This window comes from Paenibacillus sp. V4I7 (assembly GCF_030817275.1).
In the GTDB taxonomy this organism is placed as follows: Bacteria; Bacillota; Bacilli; order Paenibacillales; family NBRC-103111; genus Paenibacillus_E.
The window spans coordinates 536,687-558,962 of record NZ_JAUSZD010000002.1 but is presented as its reverse complement, the minus strand read 5'-3'; the positions used below and the strand labels follow the sequence as shown (position 1 = coordinate 558,962).

Genomic DNA, 22,276 nt, shown 5'->3' with positions numbered 1-22,276 from the left:
GTCGAAGCCCTGGCGAGGCCCCGTCTTCCAATCGATTAGTCCAAGCCGCCCGTTCACGGGCAGGGAATATTTCATCCGGTAGTATTTGCAGGTATTTAGAATCTACAGCCATTGTACGTCCCCCTTCATTTACATCTCATAAATGATTTTTCCTGGATTCAGCAGCCCTCTTGGGTCATTCTCACGTTTCTTACGCTCCATGCTGCCAACTTCACCGCGTCCGCCATGATCCAACACCCAGGTATGTGGATCAAATATTTTCACGCCGATGGATTCGCAATATTGAATGATCTCGTATAAACGGTCTTCGCTTTCAAAGCGTACAACCGGAAGCGAATTTGGCGATATTTCTCCACCGCTGCGCACCCATTCAAAATGTAGGTAAACTTCGTCCCCATATTTGTCTTTAATCTTCTGAATTTGTTCTATATAGCTATCCAGCTTAAAGCCAGCTTGCAGATACGTCATGGAAGAGTCCGTTTTCATTGCCCATAACGTCGTATGATTCCATGTAAAATCCGATACCCCGATCGTTTTCCGATAATTCTTAGCCTCAATCAGATGACCGATGTGCCCGCCATAACTTTGGGCAAGAGCTTCGACTAACGGCAGCGTATCCTCATCAAATTCAAGCATAACAGCGGCCATGCCAGACTTAATCACTTTGGCAAACGGAACGAAATACGAGGGAATTGGCCACTCCATGGGAGCAATGAGTCGTTTCAGAATGGCTTCCTCTCTGGCAAGAGCTTCTCCAAATCGCATCGACTGCTCGAAGGTGTCGAAATTAGCAATAGCCTGAGCCCACTCTGTGCGAGGAGAAAGCGGGATGGTCACCTCGGTCAAAATACCGGTCGTCCCATAATTATGAATATAATCAAATAAATCACGGCCTTGGATAACCAAACGCTGCGGAGATTCTTCCATCGTATAAATGACAGCTTCCAGCACATTGCCATCCCATAGGTTCCCGTGGGTAATCGAGCCGATTCCACCGGAACCACCGCTCACAAAGCCGCCCACCGTCGCTTTTACATAAGTACTGGGGTAAATGCGAATTTCTTGTCCGACTTCGCGAGCCTTTTTATCAATGACACCTAAACGAACTCCACATTGTAAACGAGCAAACCCATGTCCGATTTCAAGAATTTCATCCATTCGGCTTAGATCCAAGACAATACCGCCCTCCAGGGGGACCGCCTGACCATAGTTACCTGTACCCGCTCCACGAACGGTAACGGGAATGTTATGACGGTAACCGAAGGCCAATACTTCTGCCACCTCGGCTTCATTGCGCGGTATGGCAACGACATCGGCCGCCTTCCTATTCTGCAATTGGCGATTAAGTACAGGGGAGTACCAGTAATAATCTTTAGAGAGCTTTTCTCTCGTTTCGCCATCGACAAACACGATTTCTTTTGCAAGCTGCTCCTGTATCTCTTTCTCCCAGCTTATATGCATGGCCATGAGCTTATTCACCCTTTCGTATCAATGATCCAAAGCGGCAGATACTTCACGAACTAAATCACTGAACTGCGTCGTTGTACGGAAGCTTTCATCTCGGGGAAAAGGGACAGGGATATCAATCCTCGCTGATATTTTACCAGGACGCGGTGTCATCACAACAACACTTGTGGATAAGAAGACCGATTCGAATACGTTATGAGTAACGAATAGCACGGTCATGGATTTATCCTGCTGCCAAATATGGAGCAGCTCCATTTGCAAGGTTTGACGCGTAATTTCGTCTAAAGCGCCGAAGGGCTCATCCATGAGAAGCAGCTTAGGTCTCGAAATGAGTGCACGCGCGATGGAAACACGCATCTTCATTCCCCCGGAGAGCTGTCTAGGCAGCACCTTCATATAGTCCTTCAAGCCGACCAGCTCCAACACGCGCTGAGCCTCTTCTTTCTGTGTTTTCTTATCTACACCGCGCAATTCAAGCGGCAATCTTACGTTAGCTTCTACCGTAGACCAGGGCAGCAGTGTATGATCTTGGAAAACAAAGGCGATATCACTTTGCTTGCGAGCTTCTTTAGGTGTCGTTCCAAACACATCTAACGTCCCTTTACTCGGCTTGGCCAGACCTGTAATCATCTTGAATATCGTTGATTTCCCACACCCAGATGGTCCAACAAAACAAAGGAACTCCCCTTCTTGTATCGTCAGATTCACATCCTGCAAGGCAATTGTACCGTTTGGGTACGTCTTAGAGAGATTCTCCATACTCACGAATTTTGGATCTTGTACATGTGAATTGGATGTATGGATCAGAGAAGCATTCATAGCCATTTACTTCATCTCCTGTATTTGATTTTTGGAACTTCCGTCCGTTATTGTTCCTTTTTCAATGACGCCATCTCAAAAGTTTGAAAGGTGAGCAACGCCTCGGCGATGTGTGCTCCGTACTTTTCAGCCATCGCATGGCCTTTCGTTATCGTTGCTTGTGTGGCATCACCAGAAATGCCTGAATGGGATAAATCATCCATGACCCAAGCAAAAGCACGATTGCGAAGGCCCAAATAACGCGAATCCGGGTAATTCGGATATTCCGTAGGAGCAAGCTCCATATGAACCCAATCGGGTTTAGCAGACATCACTAAGGAAGTTTCCATGTCACCCGCATGAATACCAGCCTGCTTCTCCAGCGGCGTTATCCACTCATCAGCGGCACCGAGTCCGCCAGGATCTAATCGAAATACAGCCAACCCCGTTTCTATACGGATTTCCCGGCCCATCATATTCAACAAATCCGTGTTGCCCCCGTGCGTATTCACCAGCACTAATTTCTGAAATCCGCTCTTACTCAAGCTTTTCGCTATATCCATCACGACAGCCATTAATGTAGTAGCTGATAGCGTTATGGTTCCTGGATGGCCAAGGTGCTCCGTACTTTTCCCATACGGAATGGCCGGCAGCAGCCATATATTCGCATCATCGGGAAGCTGTTCGAAAGCCTCGGTCAAGAGCACTTCGGAAATTAACGTATCGGTAAACACTGGCATATGCGGACCATGCTGCTCAATCGCGCCAACCGGCAGAACGATAAGCGCATCATCTTTGGTAACTTGAGCAACCTCGTGCTTACTTAAGCGGGGAAAAAAGCAGCGATCCCACGCCTTACCTTGATAACGACTGAATGACAAGCTGAGCACCTCCAAGTGAGTGGACATTATAGTACGCATAAGCTTTTATAAAAAAAGACCCAGACTCAGAGTGAGGAGCGGATCTTAAGCTTTCAAATTAGCATTGTTCAACATTAAGCTTATCTTGCTTGGAATAGCTGTAAAGCGGCGGCTACATCCGCAACCCTCTTACCTAATCGAGCTGCCATCAGAAGCTCTCTTGGATCCGGTAGGTTAGCCATTAGAACGCTCACCCTTTCGCGAATTTACGTTTATGGAAGGATACATTCTCGATTGCCTCTTGCCAATAATGAGCTAACGTCTTATCCTGCCACTCTGCTTTATTGGCAGCTATTCGAACAAAGCTTCCTTGACTATATACCCAACGGCGTTCAGGCAGCATGGTAAAGAGTTCTTCCGGCGTACTTCCCTCTATGATAATAAAATTCGCATGATTACCAGCCTTTACCTCATGAGAAGTTAGACCGAGCACCTTGGCGGGCACATCCGTGATCATGCGCAGCAGTGTGCGAAGATCATCCGGTCGTCCCATATGAGCGGCATAAGAGCCAATAAGAGCAATCTGTAATAAATCGCCTCTGCCAAAAGGGTGAAAGGGATCATGAATATTATCAGAAGCCACCGCAATAGGAATGCCTGCTTCCCAGATTTCCTTCAAACGAGTTACTCCTCGTCTAACCGGGAATCCATCATGCCTTCCTTGCAAGTACAAATTGACTGCAGGTAATGAGACTGCTTTGAGCCTAGCTTCAGCCATCCGCTCAATGATGCCGTGAGCATCCTGATTCGTCATCGAAGCTAATGCACATAAATGATCGACGGTAACTCTTCCTGAATAGCCCTCTGATTTCGTTCGCAAAGTGATATGATCGATTGTGCGCATAGCTGGATTGTCTGTTTCATCACAATGCAGATCAATCGGCACATCATATTTCTCTGCTAATTTGAATATATAATCGATATCTTCCTTAGGGGTTAATGATAAATGCGGTGCTCCGCCAATCCCATCGACGCCCATTTTTAGAGCTTCCTCTACGGCATCCACATCGAGTGACATGAAATTGTAGGGACACATCGGAAACAGCTGCAAGCTAATATAAGGCGCTAATGCTTCTTTGGCTTCCAAAGCGGCCTCAACTGTACGTAACGCAACTTCACGTGAGGCTCTTAAATTAAATTCAAGATGTGTACGAATGTGCGTTGTACCAGATGACAAAGCTTGCAAAGCCGAACGCATTATTCTTGATTTAATCTCATTTTTGGTAAAAGACGGTGATGCACTTGAATAATTGCGCACGGCCTCTTCTAACGTACCACTCCGATTCTCAACAGAAGTTAGTGAGAAAGATTTGTCTAAGTGCATATGGGCATCTACGAAGCCCGGCAATACGATTTTCCCTTCGAGGTCAATTAGCGAGACACCCGATTCACACGTACTAAGCTGCGGTTTCCAATATTCCAAAGATATTGCACCAGAATGGGCAGCATTAGCTTCTTGCTTCTGAATCTGAGTCCAAAGGCCATCACGAATCGAGAGTCGAAACAAATGCCCCTCATCCTCCATTGGCAATCGAACGTTAACTAAATCCATATTCTTGTTAGAAGCCAATGCCGCCACCCCCTGATTATTCTTATTCTTTATCCCTTACTTCTTAGGTAAAAATTGCGTTGTGAACACTTTGTCGATGTTCTCTGCTGTTTTCAAAACACCTACATCAACAAGCTGCTTTTGAACTTCTGTCCAGCGCTCTTTCGTCATAATGCCCGTACCCTTGGTTGCAGCATCTCCGCCGAATACAAAGTCCATTTCTTTAGCAGCGCTATATTTCATCATATCTAAGCCCATATCTGGATTCTTCACTTGAATGGCAGGATTGATCTCATCGGAATGATCCTTGTAATAGTCCCAGCCTTTGACCGTAGCTTCGACGAAAGCTTTCACTTGGTCAGGATGTTCAGCAATCATTTTCTCCGTAGTGAAGTATACGCCAGCGTAAATGTTATAACCGGAATCTGCATTAAGTAATGTGCCATACTCTACTTTTTGCTGATCTAGTGTGAATGGTTCGGATGTAACATACCCTTGTGTAAGCGAAGTTTTATCATTGACGAAGTTGACTAATTGACCTGTATATTTCATTTCTTGGGCTGTGTCTAATTTATATTTCTTTTTCATGAATTGCCAAAAGCTAGCTGTAGAGGCCACATACACCTTATGACCATTTAAATCTGAGAAATCTTTAATACCTGAACTTTTATGATAAAACAAGGCTTGTGGACTCTTTTGCATAGAAGTAGCGATGGCTACAACCGGAATACCCTCTTGTCTGGCTACCAAAATATCATCACCATTCGCCATACCGAATTGTGCTTTGCCTGAAGCAACAATTTGTGTTGACGAAACCTGCGGACCACCCGGCATGAGCGTCATATCAAATCCTGCGTCTTTATAATACCCTTTGGCTGAAGCTGCAAAGTTCCCACCATGCTCTGGCTCGGCGAACCAGTTCAGAACAACCGTTGCAGGTACAAGAGCCTTCGGTGCAGTTGAAGCTGTTGTTGCTGCTGGAGCAGCGGAAGCCGTCGTTGCAGCCGATGGTACTGTAGATGGCGCTGACGTTGAAACCGAGGAGCCCGTGTTGCCGCATGCGGCGAGCATACTTGTGATCATAGCTAAGCTAATGGACAAAACAACTGGGCGTTTCGCTGCAAGCGGATTAGTAAGATTAAATGGTTTCATATTAAACTTCCCCTCCATATTTGGTTTTCTCTACAAAAGAACTTATCAATCTTTAGTCAAATATAGGGTTGATGGCCTGTTCAAGTCAACGAATAGACTAACGTTTTGTATTTTCACACAATAAAAGTACGCCTTTTTATTACTTTTCCAAGGATTACTTTAGAAAAACACACTCATATATCACAAAAGACGAACATTCTCTTATATCGTGCCAATTACCACGCCTAATTCTTTCAACCAGCGACGATACGCAATGGAGAAACGATCCACCTTATGGTTGAGTTCGACCTGCAGATCCAGTGGCAGCAGCTCAGGCTTCTGAGTCTCGATTACCCTCGCATCTTGTTCAAACACGATATCCTGGAAGCGAATAAAATTCGCATCATCTACGTCATAGGCATAATTCCGCGATACCATCATGAATACAACACATTCTTCTGCGGCTACAGGCAATACCGTCAACATAATCCACAAGGTTTGACCATTGCTCGGATCTGCTTTGGACAATCGAGCGGATAAAGGCCGATAAACTTCCTTCATATATACGTAAGTCGTTCCTTCACTCTTATCCGAGCCGGAATGGGCAACGGGTTGAAAGATCGGAATATTTTCGATATAAATGCGTTCCTTCTCCTTGATAACCTGAAAGTCAGGCAGCTCCGCATAGTCGGGATGTCCGAGCAGATTCTGATGAACGAACATCAAATGAGCGAAGTCTGTAAAATTCTCAATCACCCTCGTTCCAGCCGCTTCAACTTTGTAAGGGCCACAAGGTAATGGACGAAACTCCGGATTAGCAAACTCTTCGAAATGAGGCAAAGGCGCCACGGGTTCACCTATACATACCCAGATAAAGCCGTATTTCTCTTCACATGCATAGGTTTGTGCCTTAGCTCTGAGAGGAATCTTCTCCCCCTTAGGCTGCGCCGGAATACAGACGCATTGCCCAGATGAATCATACTGCCAGCCATGGTATGGACAGACTAGGACATCCTCTTGTACCCACCCTTTGGAAAGCATGGCTCCACGGTGAACGCATAGATCTTGCAGAGCATGAACCCCTTTGCTAGAGCGATAAATGGCTACTCTTTCACCCAAAATGATGACACCCACAGGTTGGTCTTTCAGCTCAGACGCGAGGTACACAGCATGCCAATCATTTTCAAGTACAGGATCATGTAGACGTTGTAAAGCCATTGAAATCATCCTCCTTAGCGTTTCTGAAAATTATTTGTTTGGCGCAAGCCTTAAGAGAATTACTCTATATTTGAAAAAATAGGATATTGCCCAGCTAACTTAGTACGCAGAGCATCAACCCTTGCTTGGGCTCTTTGCAGAATTTCTTGCTCATCGATCCACGTGCTTATCCCCTTCTCTACAACAACCTGACCGCCAACAATAACGAGATCGACATCATTGCCGTTCGCATTATAAACCAGCGCTGAAGAAGCGCGATGCACAGGACTAATGTGCGCTTTGAGCATATCTACGGTCACTAGATCTGCCTTCTTGCCTGGTTCAAGACTGCCTAAATCAGCACTCCTTCCAACGGCCTTTGCACCATTCACTGTAGCCATTCGCAGCACATCCATCGGCGGTAATAAGGTAGCATCCAGCTCATTAACCTTATGCAAGCATGCCGTGAACTTCAGCACTTCTAAGTTATCTTGGCAATTATTGCTGCCAGGACCATCCGTACCTAGGGCAACGTTAATACCCATACGCAGCATTTCAGGTACTCTGGCAACACCTGAAGCTAAGTACATATTGGATACTGGACAATGAATGACAGAAGCTTGCACTGCACGAATCATTTCTAGTTCTCCATCATCAAGCCAGACACCATGAACAACCTGTGTTTGCTCGCCCAACAGTCCAACTTCATTTAGCAATTCCAAGTTTCGCAGGCCATAGCGAGCCATCGTTGTGTCGATCTGTTCACTCGTCTCGGCGACATGTACATGAGAAATCAGCTTTCGCTCCCGGCTAAAGGTGGCAGCCCGCTCTAAATACCCTCGGGAGCATCCATATAAATTAAGCGGCCCAAGTGCAATTCGAATCCGGCCGGAAGCAGCGCCATCCCATTCATCGAGTAAACGATCTGTGCTGTTAAATATCTGCTCCTCTGTCTCCCTTAATCGGACTTCTCCGGCCAAATCCGAGCCGCCTCTGGCCAAATGTCCGCGAATCCCTGAATCGACCATCGCTTGCAGTACACTTGCATCATTCTCTGGATACGTGTGGATATAATGGTGATCCATCATATAGGTCGCGCCCGATTTTAAATTTTCGATACACCCAATTAAAGCAGCTAAATAAAAATCTTCAGGCTCCATCGCGAGACTCATCGGCCAAATAATTTCCTTCAGCCACTGTGTGAGCGGGGAGTGATCCGACACCCCTCTCATGAACGTTTGAAACAAATGGGTATGGCCATTGATAATCCCGGGAATGACGACTTTACCCGAAGCATTGTACGTATACGCAGATTGCGAGATTAAATGGTCCAAACTCCCGTCGGATCTCCATTCCCCCACTTCACGGATCACATCATGTTCCATATACACATAGCCAGGTTTGAAAATCTGATTGGTGGCATTCATGGTCAACACGGTACCGTTGTAAATTAATTTGTTTGACATTTTACCACCTCCTTATATGTCAAATAATATGACATTGATTTGTTATTATTGATTGTGTGTTATGTTAATTAACATCATTATAGGAATGAACCTTTTTACCGTCAACTCCATTTGTAAATAAATATACTAGATATAGTTACGTTTTTATAAAAATACTAACTATTTTGATTAACATAGTTTTATTTTGGACGTTAAATTTGTTCTTTTCATGAGAATACTATGATAATATTAACAACTGTATATATTTTACGATAAAGGAGTCTTGCCTATGTTGGAGCTTCCTCACCTCGATCAAGTAGATCAAGAAATCATCAAGTTACTACATGAGAACGGCCGGATATCCTATGCAAAAATCGGGGAAACACTTAATCTCTCACGTGTTGCGATTCAAAAACGAGTCGAAAACCTCATCGAGAAAGAAGTCATCGAAAACTTTACCATTCGCTTGAACGCCACGAAATTAGGTAAAGTCGTCAGCGCTTTTTTCGAAGTCGAAGTGGAGCCGCGTTATGCTGAAGAAGTAGGTAATCTACTCTCCGCTGACCCCAACGTTATCAGTATTTATCAAATGACAGGGAGCAGCTCTCTGCATATGCATGCCTTGCTCAAAGACGATGCTGCGCTCGAAGACTTCCTCTACCAAAATATTTACAAATTGAAAGGCGTCGTACGCGTTAACACGCAAGTCGTCATTAAACGGTTTAAACAAGGGACTGGATTGGAACTGTGAGAAAAGACAAAAAAACTGCGCGAGCATCTGTGCTCACGCAGTTATCGTTGTTTAGATATGGATTATAAGTTCAAACGATACATCGCCTTATTTTCTAGTCCGCGGATCATCGGCGTCCATGCTTCTGTCTCCGGCGTTGTCATAAGAGTATCCTCCACCATCTGGAGCTTCGCATCCATCGAATCAATGTAATGCAAAGCAACAGCTTCTGGAATTTGAGGCAGTACCGGACTCCCCCATTCAGGCAAGTTGTGGTGGGACAGCACAATATGCTGTAAACCAATGACAACATCTGATTGGAGATCAATCTCATGATGTAAGGCAGCTTCCGTAATCCAGTTCGACGCCATCGAGATGTGTCCGAGCAGCTTTCCTTGCACACTGTAATCAGAAACGATCCCTAGCTGCGCGATCATTTCCTCCGGTTTGGCGATATCGTGCAGGATGATGCCCGCTTTAATTAAATCGGGATTGAGAAACGGCCGCTGTTTACAAATAAATTCACCAATCTCCAGCATCCGTACAATGTGATAAGCAAGGCCGGCGAAATAGGCATGATGATGCGTTTTGGCAGCAGGGTAATGATTGAGCTTCTCTTCGACTTTGGTCACACAAAACGAAACAATCGACTTGATGGCCGGATTCGTAATACTTTCCAAAACTTGATTTATCGTATGAATAAGATCGATTGGACTAATCGGTGCGGAACGAATGAAATCCGTAATTTGTATGCCATCCTCTGGCAGCGCCTTGCGTAATCTACCGATTTTCACCTGTAACTTATCGCGGTAGGTTTGAACTAAGCCTTGAACTTTGACCAACGTCATCGGGAAAAATGTTTCTTTATCGGTCACGCTAACATCCCATAGTTTTGCTGAGATCTGCCCACTAGCATCGCATAGAACAATGTCCATAAAATCTTTGGCAGGCGTGGTATTCGTTTGTTTGACTTCTAATTCTTTAATGAGGTAGTAGCCTACAAACTCTTCTGGTGCTTGCAATTGCTTAATTAACGTCATTTTAGTTCCTCCATATGTCATTAGGAACATTATACTACGAATTGGATAAAATTTATTACTAGAAGATAGTAGAAATTGAGAGAGACGAATAAGCCTGTCAACAACCATTCGTAAAATCATAAATGGGCCAACCGATTTCGATGATGAAATCAGCTGGCCCATACAGTTGCAGCCGGAACTACCGCTGCTCATTCTTCTACGCCATTCCCTTCCTGAAGCAAACTCATCAGCGTCTGCCCCAACATCTCGGGTTCATTAGCGTAATTGTAGATGCCAAGAAAAGCATGACACGCATCGGGATTGCTGCCGATTAATCGATTCGCAACCATTTGCTCCATAGTAACTGGTGTATTTTTTGTTATTTGGCAGGCCATTTGATAACGGGACATCATTTTCGACTCCATGGCGGTCTGGTACTTATCAGCCATCAGCTCCCAGTTTGTTTCCCAGTCGCCCGTTTCGGATAAAATGGCAGTCAATAAGCGCGCACCGTAGATCGCATCATGCATGCCTTGCCCAACCGCAGGATCCTTGAAAGAAACAGCATCTCCGACAAGTGCCCATCCCTTTCCCATTCCTTGAAACCAATCGTTATCGTAGCCCAGCAGTCCTTTAATCGGTTCGACTAAAGAAGATTCTCGCAGACGTTCAGGGAAAGTAGTTGTGTCGGAGAAGCCGACATCGACTAGCTCGCGAAATCCCGCTTCCGGATTGTTCCTAAATTTCTCAATCCATTCCTTTTTATCCAATGGGAACATAACCCCTACGACGAACAAGTCGTCACTCGTCGGAAAAACAATGGCTAAGTTATCTTTCATTATATAAAATTCTACACAGCGCTCGCCTACTTGGCGATAATTAGCGAAGTACCCCACATACGATGCAAAATCAGTAGGGACAGCCATTTTCCGCTCGCTTTTAACCAAATCGCGCAGCGTTGAATGACGGCCATCCGCTCCAACAACTAGCCTCGCATTAAACTCCTCTCGTTTGCCATCGCGGCTCAACCCTACAATTCCGGTCACCTTATCGTTATGCATGAGGACATCCGTGACTCGAAAGCCTTCCTTGGCGGTCACCTGCCTTTGAGCAGCTGCATGATCGAACAAGATTCGGTCTAGATACTTACGTCGAATACACAAACAGTGAGTTTCACCGTTTACTTCGGGATAAATCCCATCGATGACCACGCCATCCATTTGAATGAAAGCCCGTTTGTACACCGGCGTACCCGTTTGAAGCAGCTGCTCCAATACCCCCATCTCCCGGAGCATGGCTACCGAATTGTTGAAAAAGTTATGCGTGGACAGGATATCACTTGGAAACGAACTGCGATCAACGAGAAGTACCTCATAGCCGGCTTTCGACAGCTCATAAGCGAGTGATGAACCCGCAACCCGCGCTCCGATGATAATAACATCGTAATCTTTTATTGACATTTCTTCCCTCCTCACTTTCTGACTGCTATCAGCTTATCAGAAGGAAAGGAGGGTGCCATCCAACGAACGATATATACGATGGTTATATCTTTTTCAAAGTAATCGGTACTGATTTGCTTTCTGTATAGCTTGGATTCTCCCGTTAACTTGCAGCTTGCTGTAAATCCGGTGCAAGTGAAGCTTCACCGTGCCTTCAGCCAGCACTAATTTTTCTGCAATGGCTTTGTTGGACAATCCGGCAGCAATGAGCTGAAGTACTTCTTGTTCCCGAACAGTCAGCATATGCACCGAGGATTCCTTGTAATTGTTATTTCGTTCCGTATTCCGTTTGACTGAGGAAAGGGATAAAACGACTTGAAGATAGTGAAGGGAAACTCCTTCCGTTTGTAATTCCGCCATGTACTTGTTCTTCCGTACATCCGCATATTCGCGGAGCAGCGGCTCTAGTTCCGTATTGGCAAAAATACGAAGGTATCCTTCCCTCTCACCTAGGAGAAGAGCTTGATGCAGGTGGAGCATACAGGTATGGGGGTTGTTCATTTTTCCGTGTATACGCGAGAGGAACAACAGTACTTCAAGCTCCGTCATGATTCTGCCAGATGATATCCTAGCTTTCTTAAGTTGTTCGCACCAAGAGAGAGCTTCATGTGTGTTTTCTTTTGCGATTAAGGCCCCAATAAATGTCAGAAGCTCGAAATCCTGTCCGCCAATGATCTCACTTTGCCTGCTCCATGGGGACATTTCCATCCAGTGATCTACGGCCCCCATCTCTCCTATCTCTAATTGGCACCTAATCAGATAAGTGTTCAGCAAATCGTGCCAATGTGAGCTATGATGATGGGTAAGCTTTACATGTTCCATCGCTTCGTAAATGTTGGCAATCGCTTCTTCTTTAGCTTCTCTTAGCCAAAGAATTCTTGACCGGATGATCTCAGCTGGAACATACGCCCCAATTACATGACTCCGCTTAGCGATGCGGATGGCATCCTCAGCGAATCGTAATGACTCCGTTAATTGATTTCTTTCATAACAGATCTCGCTCATGGCTGTCCGTTGATAAGCCGTAAAAGGAAAATGGTAGAACTCATTCTTTTCAATAAAGGAATCGTATAATCGGTGATAACGCTCCGCCTGTTTGATTCGTCCGCAGAAGCCATAATAACTGCGAATAAATGGAATTTCTCCGTCATTCAACTCCATGCCCATGCCGAACAGCATAGGCAGCCCTTCGATATCTGGGAGATTGTCATCTTCATGCAAAGCCTGCAATTGGGAGAAACAGAGCTGGTAATTGCCGAGTAACATCGCCTGAAAGTTTTTTGCGACCTTCATATCTTCCCGAATTCCAACATAAAGCGAAGTTTCTAAGCTATTAGGTGAATCAAGCGCCTTTTGCAAGGTTGCAATATGCTCGTCCATCCGCTCCTTACGTCCCATTAATATTTCTGTCCATACTTGAATGATTAGTAAAGCGGGGCGCTCTCGGTTTGCAACAGGCAGCTGCAGCAACCAGCGATGCAGCGTGGTCAGTTCCCTTCTTTTCAAAAGCTCCGTTGCAACGCTTAGGATGAGGGTGCATGCTTGATCGTACGCCCTAGCAGCCAGAGCATGCTCAATCGCTTCCCCCAAATAACCTTGCCTTTCGAACCATTCGCTGGCCGTTATGTACAAAGAGACCGTTTCATCCCGGTGTTCTTGCTTACTACGTAAGAAATCGGCAAATAAGTGATGATATCGGTACCAGTTGCCCTCGGCGTCCAAAGAAATCACAAACAAATTGGATCTCTCCATTTCTTGCAACCGTTCCTTCTCAACCGACTGACCCGTCAGCACGGCGCAAAGCTCAGCATTCATTCTTTCCAGTATCGATGTTTTCAGTAAAAAAGTACGAATTGACTCTGGCAAATGAACAAAAACTTCTTCCATTAAATAGTCAACAACATAACGATTGTTCCCCTTAAATTGGTGCAGCGCATCTTGTTGACCCGACAAATGGGATAATACGGCCAGTTGTATGCCAGCAACCCAACCTTCCGTACGGTCGGATAACAGCTTAAGCGATAACTCGTTTGGCAAAACGCCCGTTTGACGAAGCCAAAAAGTCGATATTTCCTGCTCCGTAAATCTCAAATCAGAGAGGCCGATTTCGTTGAGTTGACCTTTGACGCGTAGTAAACCAACAGCAATCAAAGGTTGTTTACGACTGAGTATACAAAGGTGTACCTGCGGCGGCATACGATCAATAAAAAAAGCAAGCAAGCGATGAATTTCATCAGATTCAATCATATGGTAATCATCCAAAACCAGTAAGACGGAATCGGGGATCTCAAACAAATCGTTCAATAACCATGAAATCATCTGCTCGGACGAAAATGATAAAGTCTGTAGTAAAGAAAGCGACTTATGTCCAACGCTGGGATAAAGTCGATTAAAAGCAGCAATCACATAAGTCCAAAACCTGAGCAAGTCGTTCTCGCCTTGATCCAAAGAAACCCATGCCGCGGGTATTTGTTGGTTAATTGTCCAATGGCTTACCATCGTCGTCTTTCCGAATCCTGGAGGGGAAGTAACCAGCGTCACTTTGCACGTCATCGCCCTAGACATCTTCTCCATCAAATGTTGTTCTCTGGCTACATGATACGATGGTTGTTGTGGAATATATAATTTTGTGTTCAGTAAGGGATATTCATTAAAAAGAGATTTACTGAATACATCATTTGGTTTCTGACTCATTTCACAATGGTCCTCCTTTATTTGGAGGACTCCCTCCCAGACATCGTTATTCTACTTTAATCATACAAGGTACTCCTATTTTCATTCAAATTTTTTTACAGTCAGTATCCTGTTACGAGGTATATGTCTCATCGGCTCTCCTAATTTCACCCCAACTTGTTCGCGAAATGAAGCATCACTCTCGATTTTTCGAAGGAGTTCATAAGACACCAACATCCGAATGTCCTGCTTATCCATTCTCAAATAAAATTGTAGCCCGTATTTTCGATATCCAAGTTCTTCTTTTAACATTTCCGCAAAAGGAACCGTTTCTGGCTTAACTTCAATACCTTTCGAAAGATGTCCGTGGTAAGCCCGATAAGTGATCTCATTCGCTGTTAACCGCTCTATTTCAAGGCTGCCTTCCAACCCGATTTTATTCCTATATCTCATGGACAAAGTTTTGGGCCCACTCTGCTGTTCAAGGGGGAGGTGGAGAATGAGAGAAGAAGAACTGTCTACCCATTCGACTTCATAACCAAGCTTTTCCGCGATCGCGCGTAAAGGAACAAAGATTTCATCGCCAGAAACAAAAGCTTCCGGATGTTCCTGTAGGGTTTCACTTTTCACTTTGATTTTAATCTCATTGTACGCTGCGCTAATTTCTTTAGGTGCCCCTCTATGGGGAGCTAGGAGGGCATCGGGAGCTGGCTCTTCGAATTCTAAACGGTTCGTTGTATCGATGACAATTTCATTCTTATCCCTATTCCAGTCCGCCGAATACCAAAGTGTATCGCTGAAAAAGGAGAGAGGAACATACATGGAGTTGTTCGTTATGAACGACTTTTTCGAGAACCCTCTATCATGATGTTCAAAAAACACCCGGATCTCTCCCTGTCTGTGGGTAAGTATAGTCTCTGTCCGTGGAGGCAAAGGTTGTTGTTTCTCAGTCCTATCTGAGAGCCACTGAGTCAGCTTTTCTGTTCTTTCCGTACCACGAAGATGCGTGTCAAATACACTAACATAGGGTAAATCCCAGCCGTGGGAATAAAATAGATAAGTTTCCCCAACTTCGATACCGGCCCCGCATTGGTCTGAGTCATCATTGGTCAAAACAAAGGCCGAAGAATGCCCCTTGAATACTTTATCCGGTTCCACCACTGCCGCTTTCTGCGACGGATACACGGCATCCACGCTCGTGACTTTCGCCGTAAAGATCGCACTCGCTTCCAGAAAATCTTCCTCCAACGTTGTCGGCCCGCGGGAACAAGCATAAGCCGTAGGCGTTATAAAACCGATAAACAGACCCAGCAAACAAATAAAACACAACAATCCGTGAATCCTACCTTTCAAGAGCACACTCCCTCTACATCCCCTTACCATGCTTCACCCTCTCCGCAAGCACCGCAAGATCATGCCCTTTTAATGCACCTTCCATCAATTCCGGGAGCTTCTCGGGAGAACATCCGAAACAAGGGATACCGTATTGCGCCAGTTTTTTAGCAACTGCATCGTCATAAGAAGGCACGCCCTGATCAGATAAAGCGAGTAAGCAGATCGTCTTCACGCCGGCCTGATGCATGTCGACAAGCCTTTGAATCATCTCTGTCCGATTGCCGCCCTCATATAAGTCCGAGACCAAGATAAACAGCGTTTTCTTCGGCTCCGTGATAAAAGGCTCGCAATAAGCGATGGATTTGTTAATATCCGTCCCACCGCCAAGCTGAATCCCAAACAGCATATCAACGGGATCTTCTGCACACTGCTCACTTAAATCGACGACCTCGGTGTCAAAAGCAACCACTCGCGTGTCCAGAGCCGGCATACTGGCGAAAATAGAACCAATAATGGACGCGTAAATGACGGAACCCGCCATCGAACCGCTTTGGTCAATATCGAGGATGACCGTCCACTCTTTGCTGCGACGTGCTCGGTCAAAGAAGTAGACTTTTTCCGGCAGCAGGAGACCGCGCTCCTTGTCGTAGTGCTTAAGATTGTTGCGGATGGTTGTGTTCCAGTCCAGTCCCGTGGTCGACGGCAGCGGCGAATGCTGCCTGCGATTCAAGGCACCAGTAACAGCTCGGCGCAAATCCTGCGAAAGCCGCTTCACGATTTCATCTACAACGGCTTTCACTAATTGCCTTGCTGTTTCTTTCGTTTTCTCCGGAATTTTCCCTTTGAGCGCCATTAATGTGGCTACCATTTGGATATCCGGCTTCACTTGGGAAAGAAGCTCTGGCTCGAAGAGCAGCTGTTTCAAGCCTTTGCGCTCAATGGCATCGGACTGAATGACGGAGACCACGTCCGGCGGGAAAAAGGTGCGGATATCGCCCAGCCACTTGGCTAGCTTCGGGGACGAAGGCCCAAGCCCCGCTTTGCGGGAGCCACCCACGTTCGAACCGTCATCAGCACTAATGCCGGATGTCTCATCATAGATCGCGGCAAGCGCCTCATCCATGAGTTTCGACTCCTCGTCGAGCATTCCGTCTCCAGCGCCAAAAGACTGCAGCTTCTCTTCAGAAGCTGCACCCAGAATTAACCGCCAACGCTTTAATTGTTCTTGATCTATTATGGTCATAGGCTACAAATCCCCAAAATCAAAATCGTTGAGCTCATCCAGCTTCTCCTTCTCTTCCTCGCTTAACGGCTGCTGCAAAGCAGTTCCGGCGTTATCTGCTTCAACACCCCAAATATCGCCCATCATCTCGGCCACCGATGCTTTCTCCCTCGGTTCGAATGAACCGAAAGCTCGTCGCAGAAACACAAGTGAACGTTGGAATGCCTCTTTATCCAGCGATCCGATATAGGCATCGAGCTGCTGCCACAACGAAATCCTAGACAGCAGTGCGTATCGGTTGCGCATCGACATGCCTTCAAACCATCCCGCTCCCAGATCAACGGGAATCCCCGGTGAGAGGCGACGCGAAACTTCCATCGCAACACGTTCATCCGGTATTTCATTTCGCTCAAGCAATATAGCGAAGGCGAAGCCCGACAGCTTTGCATTTCGATCATCCCGAGAAGCCAGCTCTTGCAGTTTATTCAACCACAAACCGTCGTCTACCGCTTCAAAATGGTCTTGGGCAATGGTGTGCAGCGACTGAATCGCTCGAACCATGCCCTGAGCGGCATCATCGTTGCAGCCCGCGCTATCTACGAGAAGCAAGGTTCCCCGCAGGAACAACTGCTGGAGCAGCGGAACAAGGGTATCCGTTTCGATTCGGCGAATCGATCCATAACGGATCAACACCGACAGCTCGTAGGCCGCCCCTGCGACCTGCTCGAAGTTGCCTGCATCCACCGCAAGACCTTGCAGCGTAGATTTGGCCTGCTCCATTAGCTCCGTCAACGTGCAATCGCAGGCGACCCGAATGATGCGCGAAGCTTCCGCGATATCGCTGCAAACATCAAGCCGCTCCTTCAGCACGAAAGCCGCGGCCAGCTCAATCGTCTCCCCCTTCAATGTCGACTCCACCGTCTGGATCTCAGCTTCTGGCGTCCACTGCAGCACCCAGTTCTCCGCCCATGATGCGGAGTCTTGAATTACTCTTTGCTTCTTGGCAAAGTTAATGCCTAGCAATTCCAGACGGTGAAGGAGAACAGACCGCTTCAAATCCAGAAATGCCGCTTCCTCCGACTTCACCCTACGGTTTTCGCGCAAATCCAACTCTAAGGTTATAGCAACCGTAGATTTGAATTTCTCCAGCTTGAGTCGCTTGAGTTCTCTGTTCAAATCATCTTGAATTGGTGTCTGACTGACTCCTTCTGGCAATCTGCCGATGGCCGTTCCCACGTCTGTCCTTGCCAAAGCTTCTGCAATTGTCGAAAGCTCCCCATGACCAAGGCATACCGTTGCTGCATCCCGCAGGTCTTTCCACGTAGGTTGATTACCGTCGTGCAAAGCAGCAAGCGCCTCTGCTAACCTCACACCTTCGATGAGCGAGGCTGTGGATCTATAAGTGCCATGTTCCCTGAGATGAGCAGCTACCTGAGAAAAATACAAAGAAGGCAGCCTGCTCAGATCACCTTTTTGAAGGCACTGCCAGAACAACTCGAAATAAGCGGGTGCTTGGTTCCCTGCCCCATAGCCCGAGTGCGATGACAACTTATAGTAAGAATAAGGCATCAGCGTAAGCTTGGTTGTCGTCTTGGGCAGCCCCTTCATCACTTCATCCGTCATTACAGGAAAGCGGAAATCTAATGCGGAGGCATGATGTGCGCCAGTTACGATTACTATTTTCTCAGGAGCGTGCCCAGCGTTAATAGCATCCTGAATTTTGCGCCTCATGTAAGCTTCCCGAATCTCATTGTAAGCCGCCTCCTGTGGCGCAAATTGCCACTCCTGCTGAGCAGTCAGCTCCCGCATTTGAGCCGAGAATTGATAAATGCCATGGCGGTAGGCGTCTTTTTGCAAATTATGTTCAAAATGACGCTCCCAGTAAGCCTCGTAGTCTGGTTCTTCCGAAAGATCGGCAAGCTGCTGATACAGTGTCCTCTGTCCATGGACATAAGCCTGAAAATCATCGTTCTCAGTTTGATTACTCTCGCCTTTGGCAGAAGATGACCTCCGTTTCCTTTGCTCGTATAGAGCCAAGGCATGTTCGGAAGGCAGATCGATAAATTCAGCCTGTGCCCCGTTGCGGCTAGCCCACTGAAACGCCTGATACTCTGGCGAATAATCCGCATACGGGTACAACAGGGTCCTTATGGGCAGTTGATCCGTATACGCTAAAATGGCAATCGGCGGGACAACACCATGCGAGGTCAGTTCAGCAATAAACCCGCTTGCGTCGCTGGGTCCTTCAACGAGCACTGCCGTAGGCTTCACTTCATCTAAGAAAGCAAGCAGGTGAAAAGCACCTGCAGGAGATAAATGACGTATACCAAAAACATGAAACCCCTGACTGCGATCTAGTTGTTCATCTCCGAGCACGCGAAGTACAGATTTCTCCATGTCGATCCCCGCTTTTTCATCACATTTTCTAGATATTCCTTCCATACGAGGCGATCCTTCTCTTCGTCTTTCACAATAGCTCCCTGCAGCCCGGCAGCTATATCCTCTTCACTGATCTGCCCGCTGCCAAAGCTTCCTGCAAGCGCCATGCTGCCCGTTAACAGTGAGATTGCTTCAGCCGTCGAAATCACACCGCTCGGCCCTTTCACCTTCTCTTTGCCGTCGAGTGTCATCCCGCTGCGCAGCTCGCGGAAAATCGTCACAACCTTGCGCACCGCTTCCTCCTCTGGGAGCGACGCTCTCAATTCATAGCTCGTCGAAATCTCTCTGACACGTTTGCGAACAATCTCCACTTCGGTATCAATATCCGAAGGGGATGGAAGCACGATGATGTTAAATCGCCGCTTCAAGGCAGCTGACATCTCATTCACTCCACGATCGCGCGTGTTGGCCGTTGCGATGAGTGAGAATCCCCTTGCAGCGAACACTTCTCTGCCCAGCTCCGGAATCGAGATTGTCTTCTCCGACAGGATGGAGATCAAAGCATCCTGTACTTCGGACGCACAGCGCGAAATCTCTTCGAATCTGGCAATCCCTCCTGTTTCCATTGCGCGGAAAACCGGGCTTTTGATAATCGCTTGATCAGAGGGTCCTTGCGCAAGCAGCATGGCATAGTTCCATGAATAACGAATATGCTCCTCGCTCGTGCCTGCCGTTCCTTGAATGACCTTGCCAGAATCCCCATGGATGGCTGCCGTCAGATTTTCCGAAAGCCAGGATTTAGCCGTTCCCGGCTCCCCGATCAACATGAGAGCACGGTCTGTCAGCAGCGTGGCTATCGCCATTTCTACCAGCCGCTTATTGCCAATATATTTCGGAGTAATCGCGACCCCTTTTACATGTCCACCAATCAGAAACGTCAGTACCGCCTTCGGAGAAAGCTGCCACCCGGCTGGCTTCACATCCTGATCCAATTTCTTCAAAGCTTCCAATTCGTGGGTATATAAACGTTCAGAGGGTAACCTTACGACATCTTGCTTTTGATCCATCCCCATAATCCCTGTCCCTTCTCTTCGTTATCTGAGAGCTCGGTTTGTTCCGGCCTCGTTGCTATCGTTTCTGCGATTTCTAGCAGTTGATTTTTCATGCCTTGATAGGATAGCCCTTCTGCAAATTGCTGCAATCTCTCTGCATAAGTCCTTGGCAGTAAAGAAAGCAATGTAAGCTGCGCACGATCCAAGTAATAGAACTGCTTGGCTCCGCCTTTTTCCAATATATCCATGAGCAGCTTTGGCGCATCCGGATAGGTTTGGCTGAATAGGATCAACAACATATTAGCTGTTTTACTTCGGTTAAAATTAGGCAGTTCTTTGCATTTTTTGACTAGATAAGCTGTGACTTTCGGGTCAGAGTCCTGAGCAAATCTACATACGAGCTCTTCCTCATCCAATTTTACAAACAGATGCACCCATCTTGGATCCCATGTTGTAAAATCGGATGAAGCAGCCACCACTGGCTCATCTAATTGGTCTAACAGCGGAGGTGTCACTTCATACAATACTCGCAGCAAATCCTTTGCTGTCGACTGCTTTTTATCCCTAAGATCATGGCAAAAGCGTTCGTAGACGTCCTCTGGAGGAAGAATCTTGATGGCCGCTCTAAAGCTGTAAGCAATAAATTTGCGATTGTATACCTCATGTAAAGTCACTGCAAAACGGTCTGCCTCCGGCAGATCTAATTGCAGCAGAAGATCGGCAGCGGCTTCCTGTATGGTTTCCGTTTCCGGAACAATAAAACTAGGCGTAGACAGCAATTTTTCTATGAAATCTACGACTTCAGGTACACGTTTACCTTGTAAGCTACGGATGTCCGCCATTAACTGCTGTGCGGAATCTTCCACATTTGTACGTTGAACGATTCGCTGGAGCGCACTTTCTGCATGCCCGATGACACTGAGAGTCAAATCGTTGGCCTTGCATAATTGAATCGGCTCTATGGCAAGATCCTGATCCTTCGAACCCAGTGCCTTGAAAAGGCGAGCAATGGCTTGCTCCGTCCCAAGACGAGATAAGGCGAATAAGGCGGCTCGGCGTATCTCTTTTTTCTTATCATCAGCTTGCTCTAGAATAAAATCCTCTTGATCAGGATAATCGCCCAGAAGCTCAATTGCCGTGGAACGGACTTCCGTTGAACCCTGTTTGGCAGCTTGAAGAAGGAGGTCTAAGGCAGATAGTCGAAGCAAATCATGGATCAGTTCCAATCTGCGGGCGTCACCTTTCCCGCCATCCGGCCGGAATTGCTGCTGAAGCGCGGGGAGTGCCTCCATTCCGAGTGTGGGCAGCACTTTTCGATGAAGAAAATCGGGTATTTCTACATAACTGTCATCTAACGCAGAAACAGCGGCAGGTATGACGCGGAAATCATGAAACAACCCATCGTCGTACCCTTGACGAAGCTGCTCCATTCGACCCTGACCTTTTTGCGTCAATGCCTCAACAAGTGGGTGCAGCTTGCGGTAAGCGATTGTCGTCGAAAGCTTCGCTTCCGTTCCTTCCATAGAAACGAGGTCCTCTTTCGTCTCCGTTTTTCCTTGCGTGTACAGTACGGAATTCAACAGAGTACCTAACTCTAACAGCTTACTTGCCGAACCGCTCGTTTCTGCCTCCAGAACTTGACTAACCGCTTGCGCCATCCGGTTAAACACCGGCGCTGACTCGCCCAGCTTCTGCAGCTGGGGAAGCATTTTCTGCAAACGCAAATCGCCTGCCGCCATCCCGCTACCTGCAATAAACAAACGCCGCACCTCATGCTGCAGCTCAAACAATAGATCTATACTCATGAGTTCGTCTCCTAATTCTATTCGTCAATAAAGCACTACTCAAATATCAGTTCTT

At 46.7% G+C, this 22,276-nt stretch carries 16 protein-coding genes; 1 reads left to right on the top strand and 15 read right to left on the bottom strand.

The features are described 5' to 3' along the window. Positions 1–129: 129 nt before the first annotated feature. The 7 genes from QFZ80_RS03660 to QFZ80_RS03630 form a co-directional block, all read right to left on the bottom strand. A complete protein-coding gene (locus tag QFZ80_RS03660; RefSeq protein WP_307557329.1) occupies positions 130–1,467 on the bottom strand; it encodes an FAD-binding oxidoreductase in 1,338 nt (445 codons plus the stop codon). Between the two features lie 21 nt (positions 1,468–1,488). Further along, positions 1,489–2,286, bottom strand: a complete 798-nt coding sequence (locus tag QFZ80_RS03655; RefSeq protein ID WP_307555700.1) for an ABC transporter ATP-binding protein — start codon at positions 2,284–2,286, stop codon at positions 1,489–1,491. 47 nt (positions 2,287–2,333) lie between these two features. After that, positions 2,334–3,155: a creatininase family protein gene (locus QFZ80_RS03650; protein WP_307555702.1), complete on the bottom strand. Its 822-nt coding sequence runs from the start codon at positions 3,153–3,155 to the stop codon at positions 2,334–2,336. A 220-nt stretch (positions 3,156–3,375) separates the two neighbouring features. Next, the gene (locus QFZ80_RS03645; RefSeq protein ID WP_307557327.1) at positions 3,376–4,755 is read right to left on the bottom strand and encodes an amidohydrolase family protein; all 1,380 of its coding nucleotides are present in this window, start codon (positions 4,753–4,755) and stop codon (positions 3,376–3,378) included. 36 nt (positions 4,756–4,791) lie between these two features. Further along, on the bottom strand, positions 4,792–5,886 hold the full coding sequence (locus QFZ80_RS03640) for an ABC transporter substrate-binding protein (protein ID WP_307548758.1): 1,095 nt from the start codon (positions 5,884–5,886) through the stop codon (positions 4,792–4,794). 201 nt (positions 5,887–6,087) lie between these two features. Beyond that, positions 6,088–7,083: an aromatic ring-hydroxylating dioxygenase subunit alpha gene (locus tag QFZ80_RS03635; RefSeq protein WP_307557325.1), complete on the bottom strand. Its 996-nt coding sequence runs from the start codon at positions 7,081–7,083 to the stop codon at positions 6,088–6,090. Between the two features lie 59 nt (positions 7,084–7,142). Continuing rightward, positions 7,143–8,528 carry an amidohydrolase family protein gene (locus QFZ80_RS03630; RefSeq protein WP_307557323.1) on the bottom strand — a complete coding sequence of 462 codons (1,386 nt, stop codon included), beginning with the start codon at positions 8,526–8,528 and terminating at the stop codon, positions 7,143–7,145. A gap of 268 nt (positions 8,529–8,796) precedes the next feature. Here QFZ80_RS03630 and QFZ80_RS03625 point away from each other — a divergent pair, with 268 nt between their 5' ends. Next, positions 8,797–9,258, top strand: coding sequence for an Lrp/AsnC family transcriptional regulator (locus QFZ80_RS03625; RefSeq protein WP_307557322.1), 462 nt, complete (start codon positions 8,797–8,799; stop codon positions 9,256–9,258). A 62-nt stretch (positions 9,259–9,320) separates the two neighbouring features. Here QFZ80_RS03625 and QFZ80_RS03620 read toward each other — a convergent pair whose 3' ends face one another. The 8 genes from QFZ80_RS03620 to QFZ80_RS03585 all read right to left on the bottom strand — a co-directional run bounded on the left by QFZ80_RS03620 (position 9,321) and on the right by QFZ80_RS03585 (position 22,221). Beyond that, the gene (locus QFZ80_RS03620) at positions 9,321–10,277 is read right to left on the bottom strand and encodes a 3'-5' exoribonuclease YhaM family protein (protein WP_307548767.1); all 957 of its coding nucleotides are present in this window, start codon (positions 10,275–10,277) and stop codon (positions 9,321–9,323) included. Between the two features lie 188 nt (positions 10,278–10,465). Then, the gene (locus tag QFZ80_RS03615) at positions 10,466–11,716 is read right to left on the bottom strand and encodes an NAD(P)/FAD-dependent oxidoreductase (protein ID WP_307548768.1); all 1,251 of its coding nucleotides are present in this window, start codon (positions 11,714–11,716) and stop codon (positions 10,466–10,468) included. A gap of 93 nt (positions 11,717–11,809) precedes the next feature. Beyond that, positions 11,810–14,449: a winged helix-turn-helix domain-containing protein gene (locus tag QFZ80_RS03610; RefSeq protein WP_307557319.1), complete on the bottom strand. Its 2,640-nt coding sequence runs from the start codon at positions 14,447–14,449 to the stop codon at positions 11,810–11,812. Positions 14,450–14,530: 81 nt separating this feature from the next. Further along, complete coding sequence (locus QFZ80_RS03605; RefSeq protein ID WP_307557317.1) at positions 14,531–15,781, bottom strand: stalk domain-containing protein; 1,251 nt, start codon at positions 15,779–15,781, stop codon at positions 14,531–14,533. Between the two features lie 13 nt (positions 15,782–15,794). Then, positions 15,795–17,006: a VWA domain-containing protein gene (locus QFZ80_RS03600; RefSeq protein WP_307557315.1), complete on the bottom strand. Its 1,212-nt coding sequence runs from the start codon at positions 17,004–17,006 to the stop codon at positions 15,795–15,797. Between the two features lie 3 nt (positions 17,007–17,009). Next, complete coding sequence (locus tag QFZ80_RS03595; RefSeq protein ID WP_307557313.1) at positions 17,010–19,382, bottom strand: DUF5682 family protein; 2,373 nt, start codon at positions 19,380–19,382, stop codon at positions 17,010–17,012. Further along, positions 19,340–20,431 carry an ATP-binding protein gene (locus QFZ80_RS03590; RefSeq protein ID WP_307564005.1) on the bottom strand — a complete coding sequence of 364 codons (1,092 nt, stop codon included), beginning with the start codon at positions 20,429–20,431 and terminating at the stop codon, positions 19,340–19,342. Before QFZ80_RS03590 ends, QFZ80_RS03595 begins: the two co-directional genes overlap by 43 nt. Next, positions 20,407–22,221: a HEAT repeat domain-containing protein gene (locus QFZ80_RS03585; RefSeq protein ID WP_307557310.1), complete on the bottom strand. Its 1,815-nt coding sequence runs from the start codon at positions 22,219–22,221 to the stop codon at positions 20,407–20,409. Before QFZ80_RS03585 ends, QFZ80_RS03590 begins: the two co-directional genes overlap by 25 nt. Positions 22,222–22,276 lie beyond the last annotated feature (55 nt).

Coding starts and splice junctions, on each gene's coding strand:
- QFZ80_RS03635 (WP_307557325.1), bottom strand. CDS start 7,083: ATGGCTTTACAACGTCTACATGATCCTGTACTTGAAAATGATTGGCAT.
- QFZ80_RS03660 (WP_307557329.1), bottom strand. CDS start 1,467: ATGGCCATGCATATAAGCTGGGAGAAAGAGATACAGGAGCAGCTTGCA.
- QFZ80_RS03615 (WP_307548768.1), bottom strand. CDS start 11,716: ATGTCAATAAAAGATTACGATGTTATTATCATCGGAGCGCGGGTTGCG.
- QFZ80_RS03595 (WP_307557313.1), bottom strand. CDS start 19,382: ATGGAGAAATCTGTACTTCGCGTGCTCGGAGATGAACAACTAGATCGC.
- QFZ80_RS03600 (WP_307557315.1), bottom strand. CDS start 17,006: ATGACCATAATAGATCAAGAACAATTAAAGCGTTGGCGGTTAATTCTG.
- QFZ80_RS03625 (WP_307557322.1), top strand. CDS start 8,797: ATGTTGGAGCTTCCTCACCTCGATCAAGTAGATCAAGAAATCATCAAG.
- QFZ80_RS03630 (WP_307557323.1), bottom strand. CDS start 8,528: ATGTCAAACAAATTAATTTACAACGGTACCGTGTTGACCATGAATGCC.
- QFZ80_RS03610 (WP_307557319.1), bottom strand. CDS start 14,449: ATGAGTCAGAAACCAAATGATGTATTCAGTAAATCTCTTTTTAATGAA.
- QFZ80_RS03590 (WP_307564005.1), bottom strand. CDS start 20,431: ATGGATCAAAAGCAAGATGTCGTAAGGTTACCCTCTGAACGTTTATAT.
- QFZ80_RS03655 (WP_307555700.1), bottom strand. CDS start 2,286: ATGAATGCTTCTCTGATCCATACATCCAATTCACATGTACAAGATCCA.
- QFZ80_RS03620 (WP_307548767.1), bottom strand. CDS start 10,277: ATGACGTTAATTAAGCAATTGCAAGCACCAGAAGAGTTTGTAGGCTAC.
- QFZ80_RS03640 (WP_307548758.1), bottom strand. CDS start 5,886: ATGAAACCATTTAATCTTACTAATCCGCTTGCAGCGAAACGCCCAGTT.
- QFZ80_RS03585 (WP_307557310.1), bottom strand. CDS start 22,221: ATGAGTATAGATCTATTGTTTGAGCTGCAGCATGAGGTGCGGCGTTTG.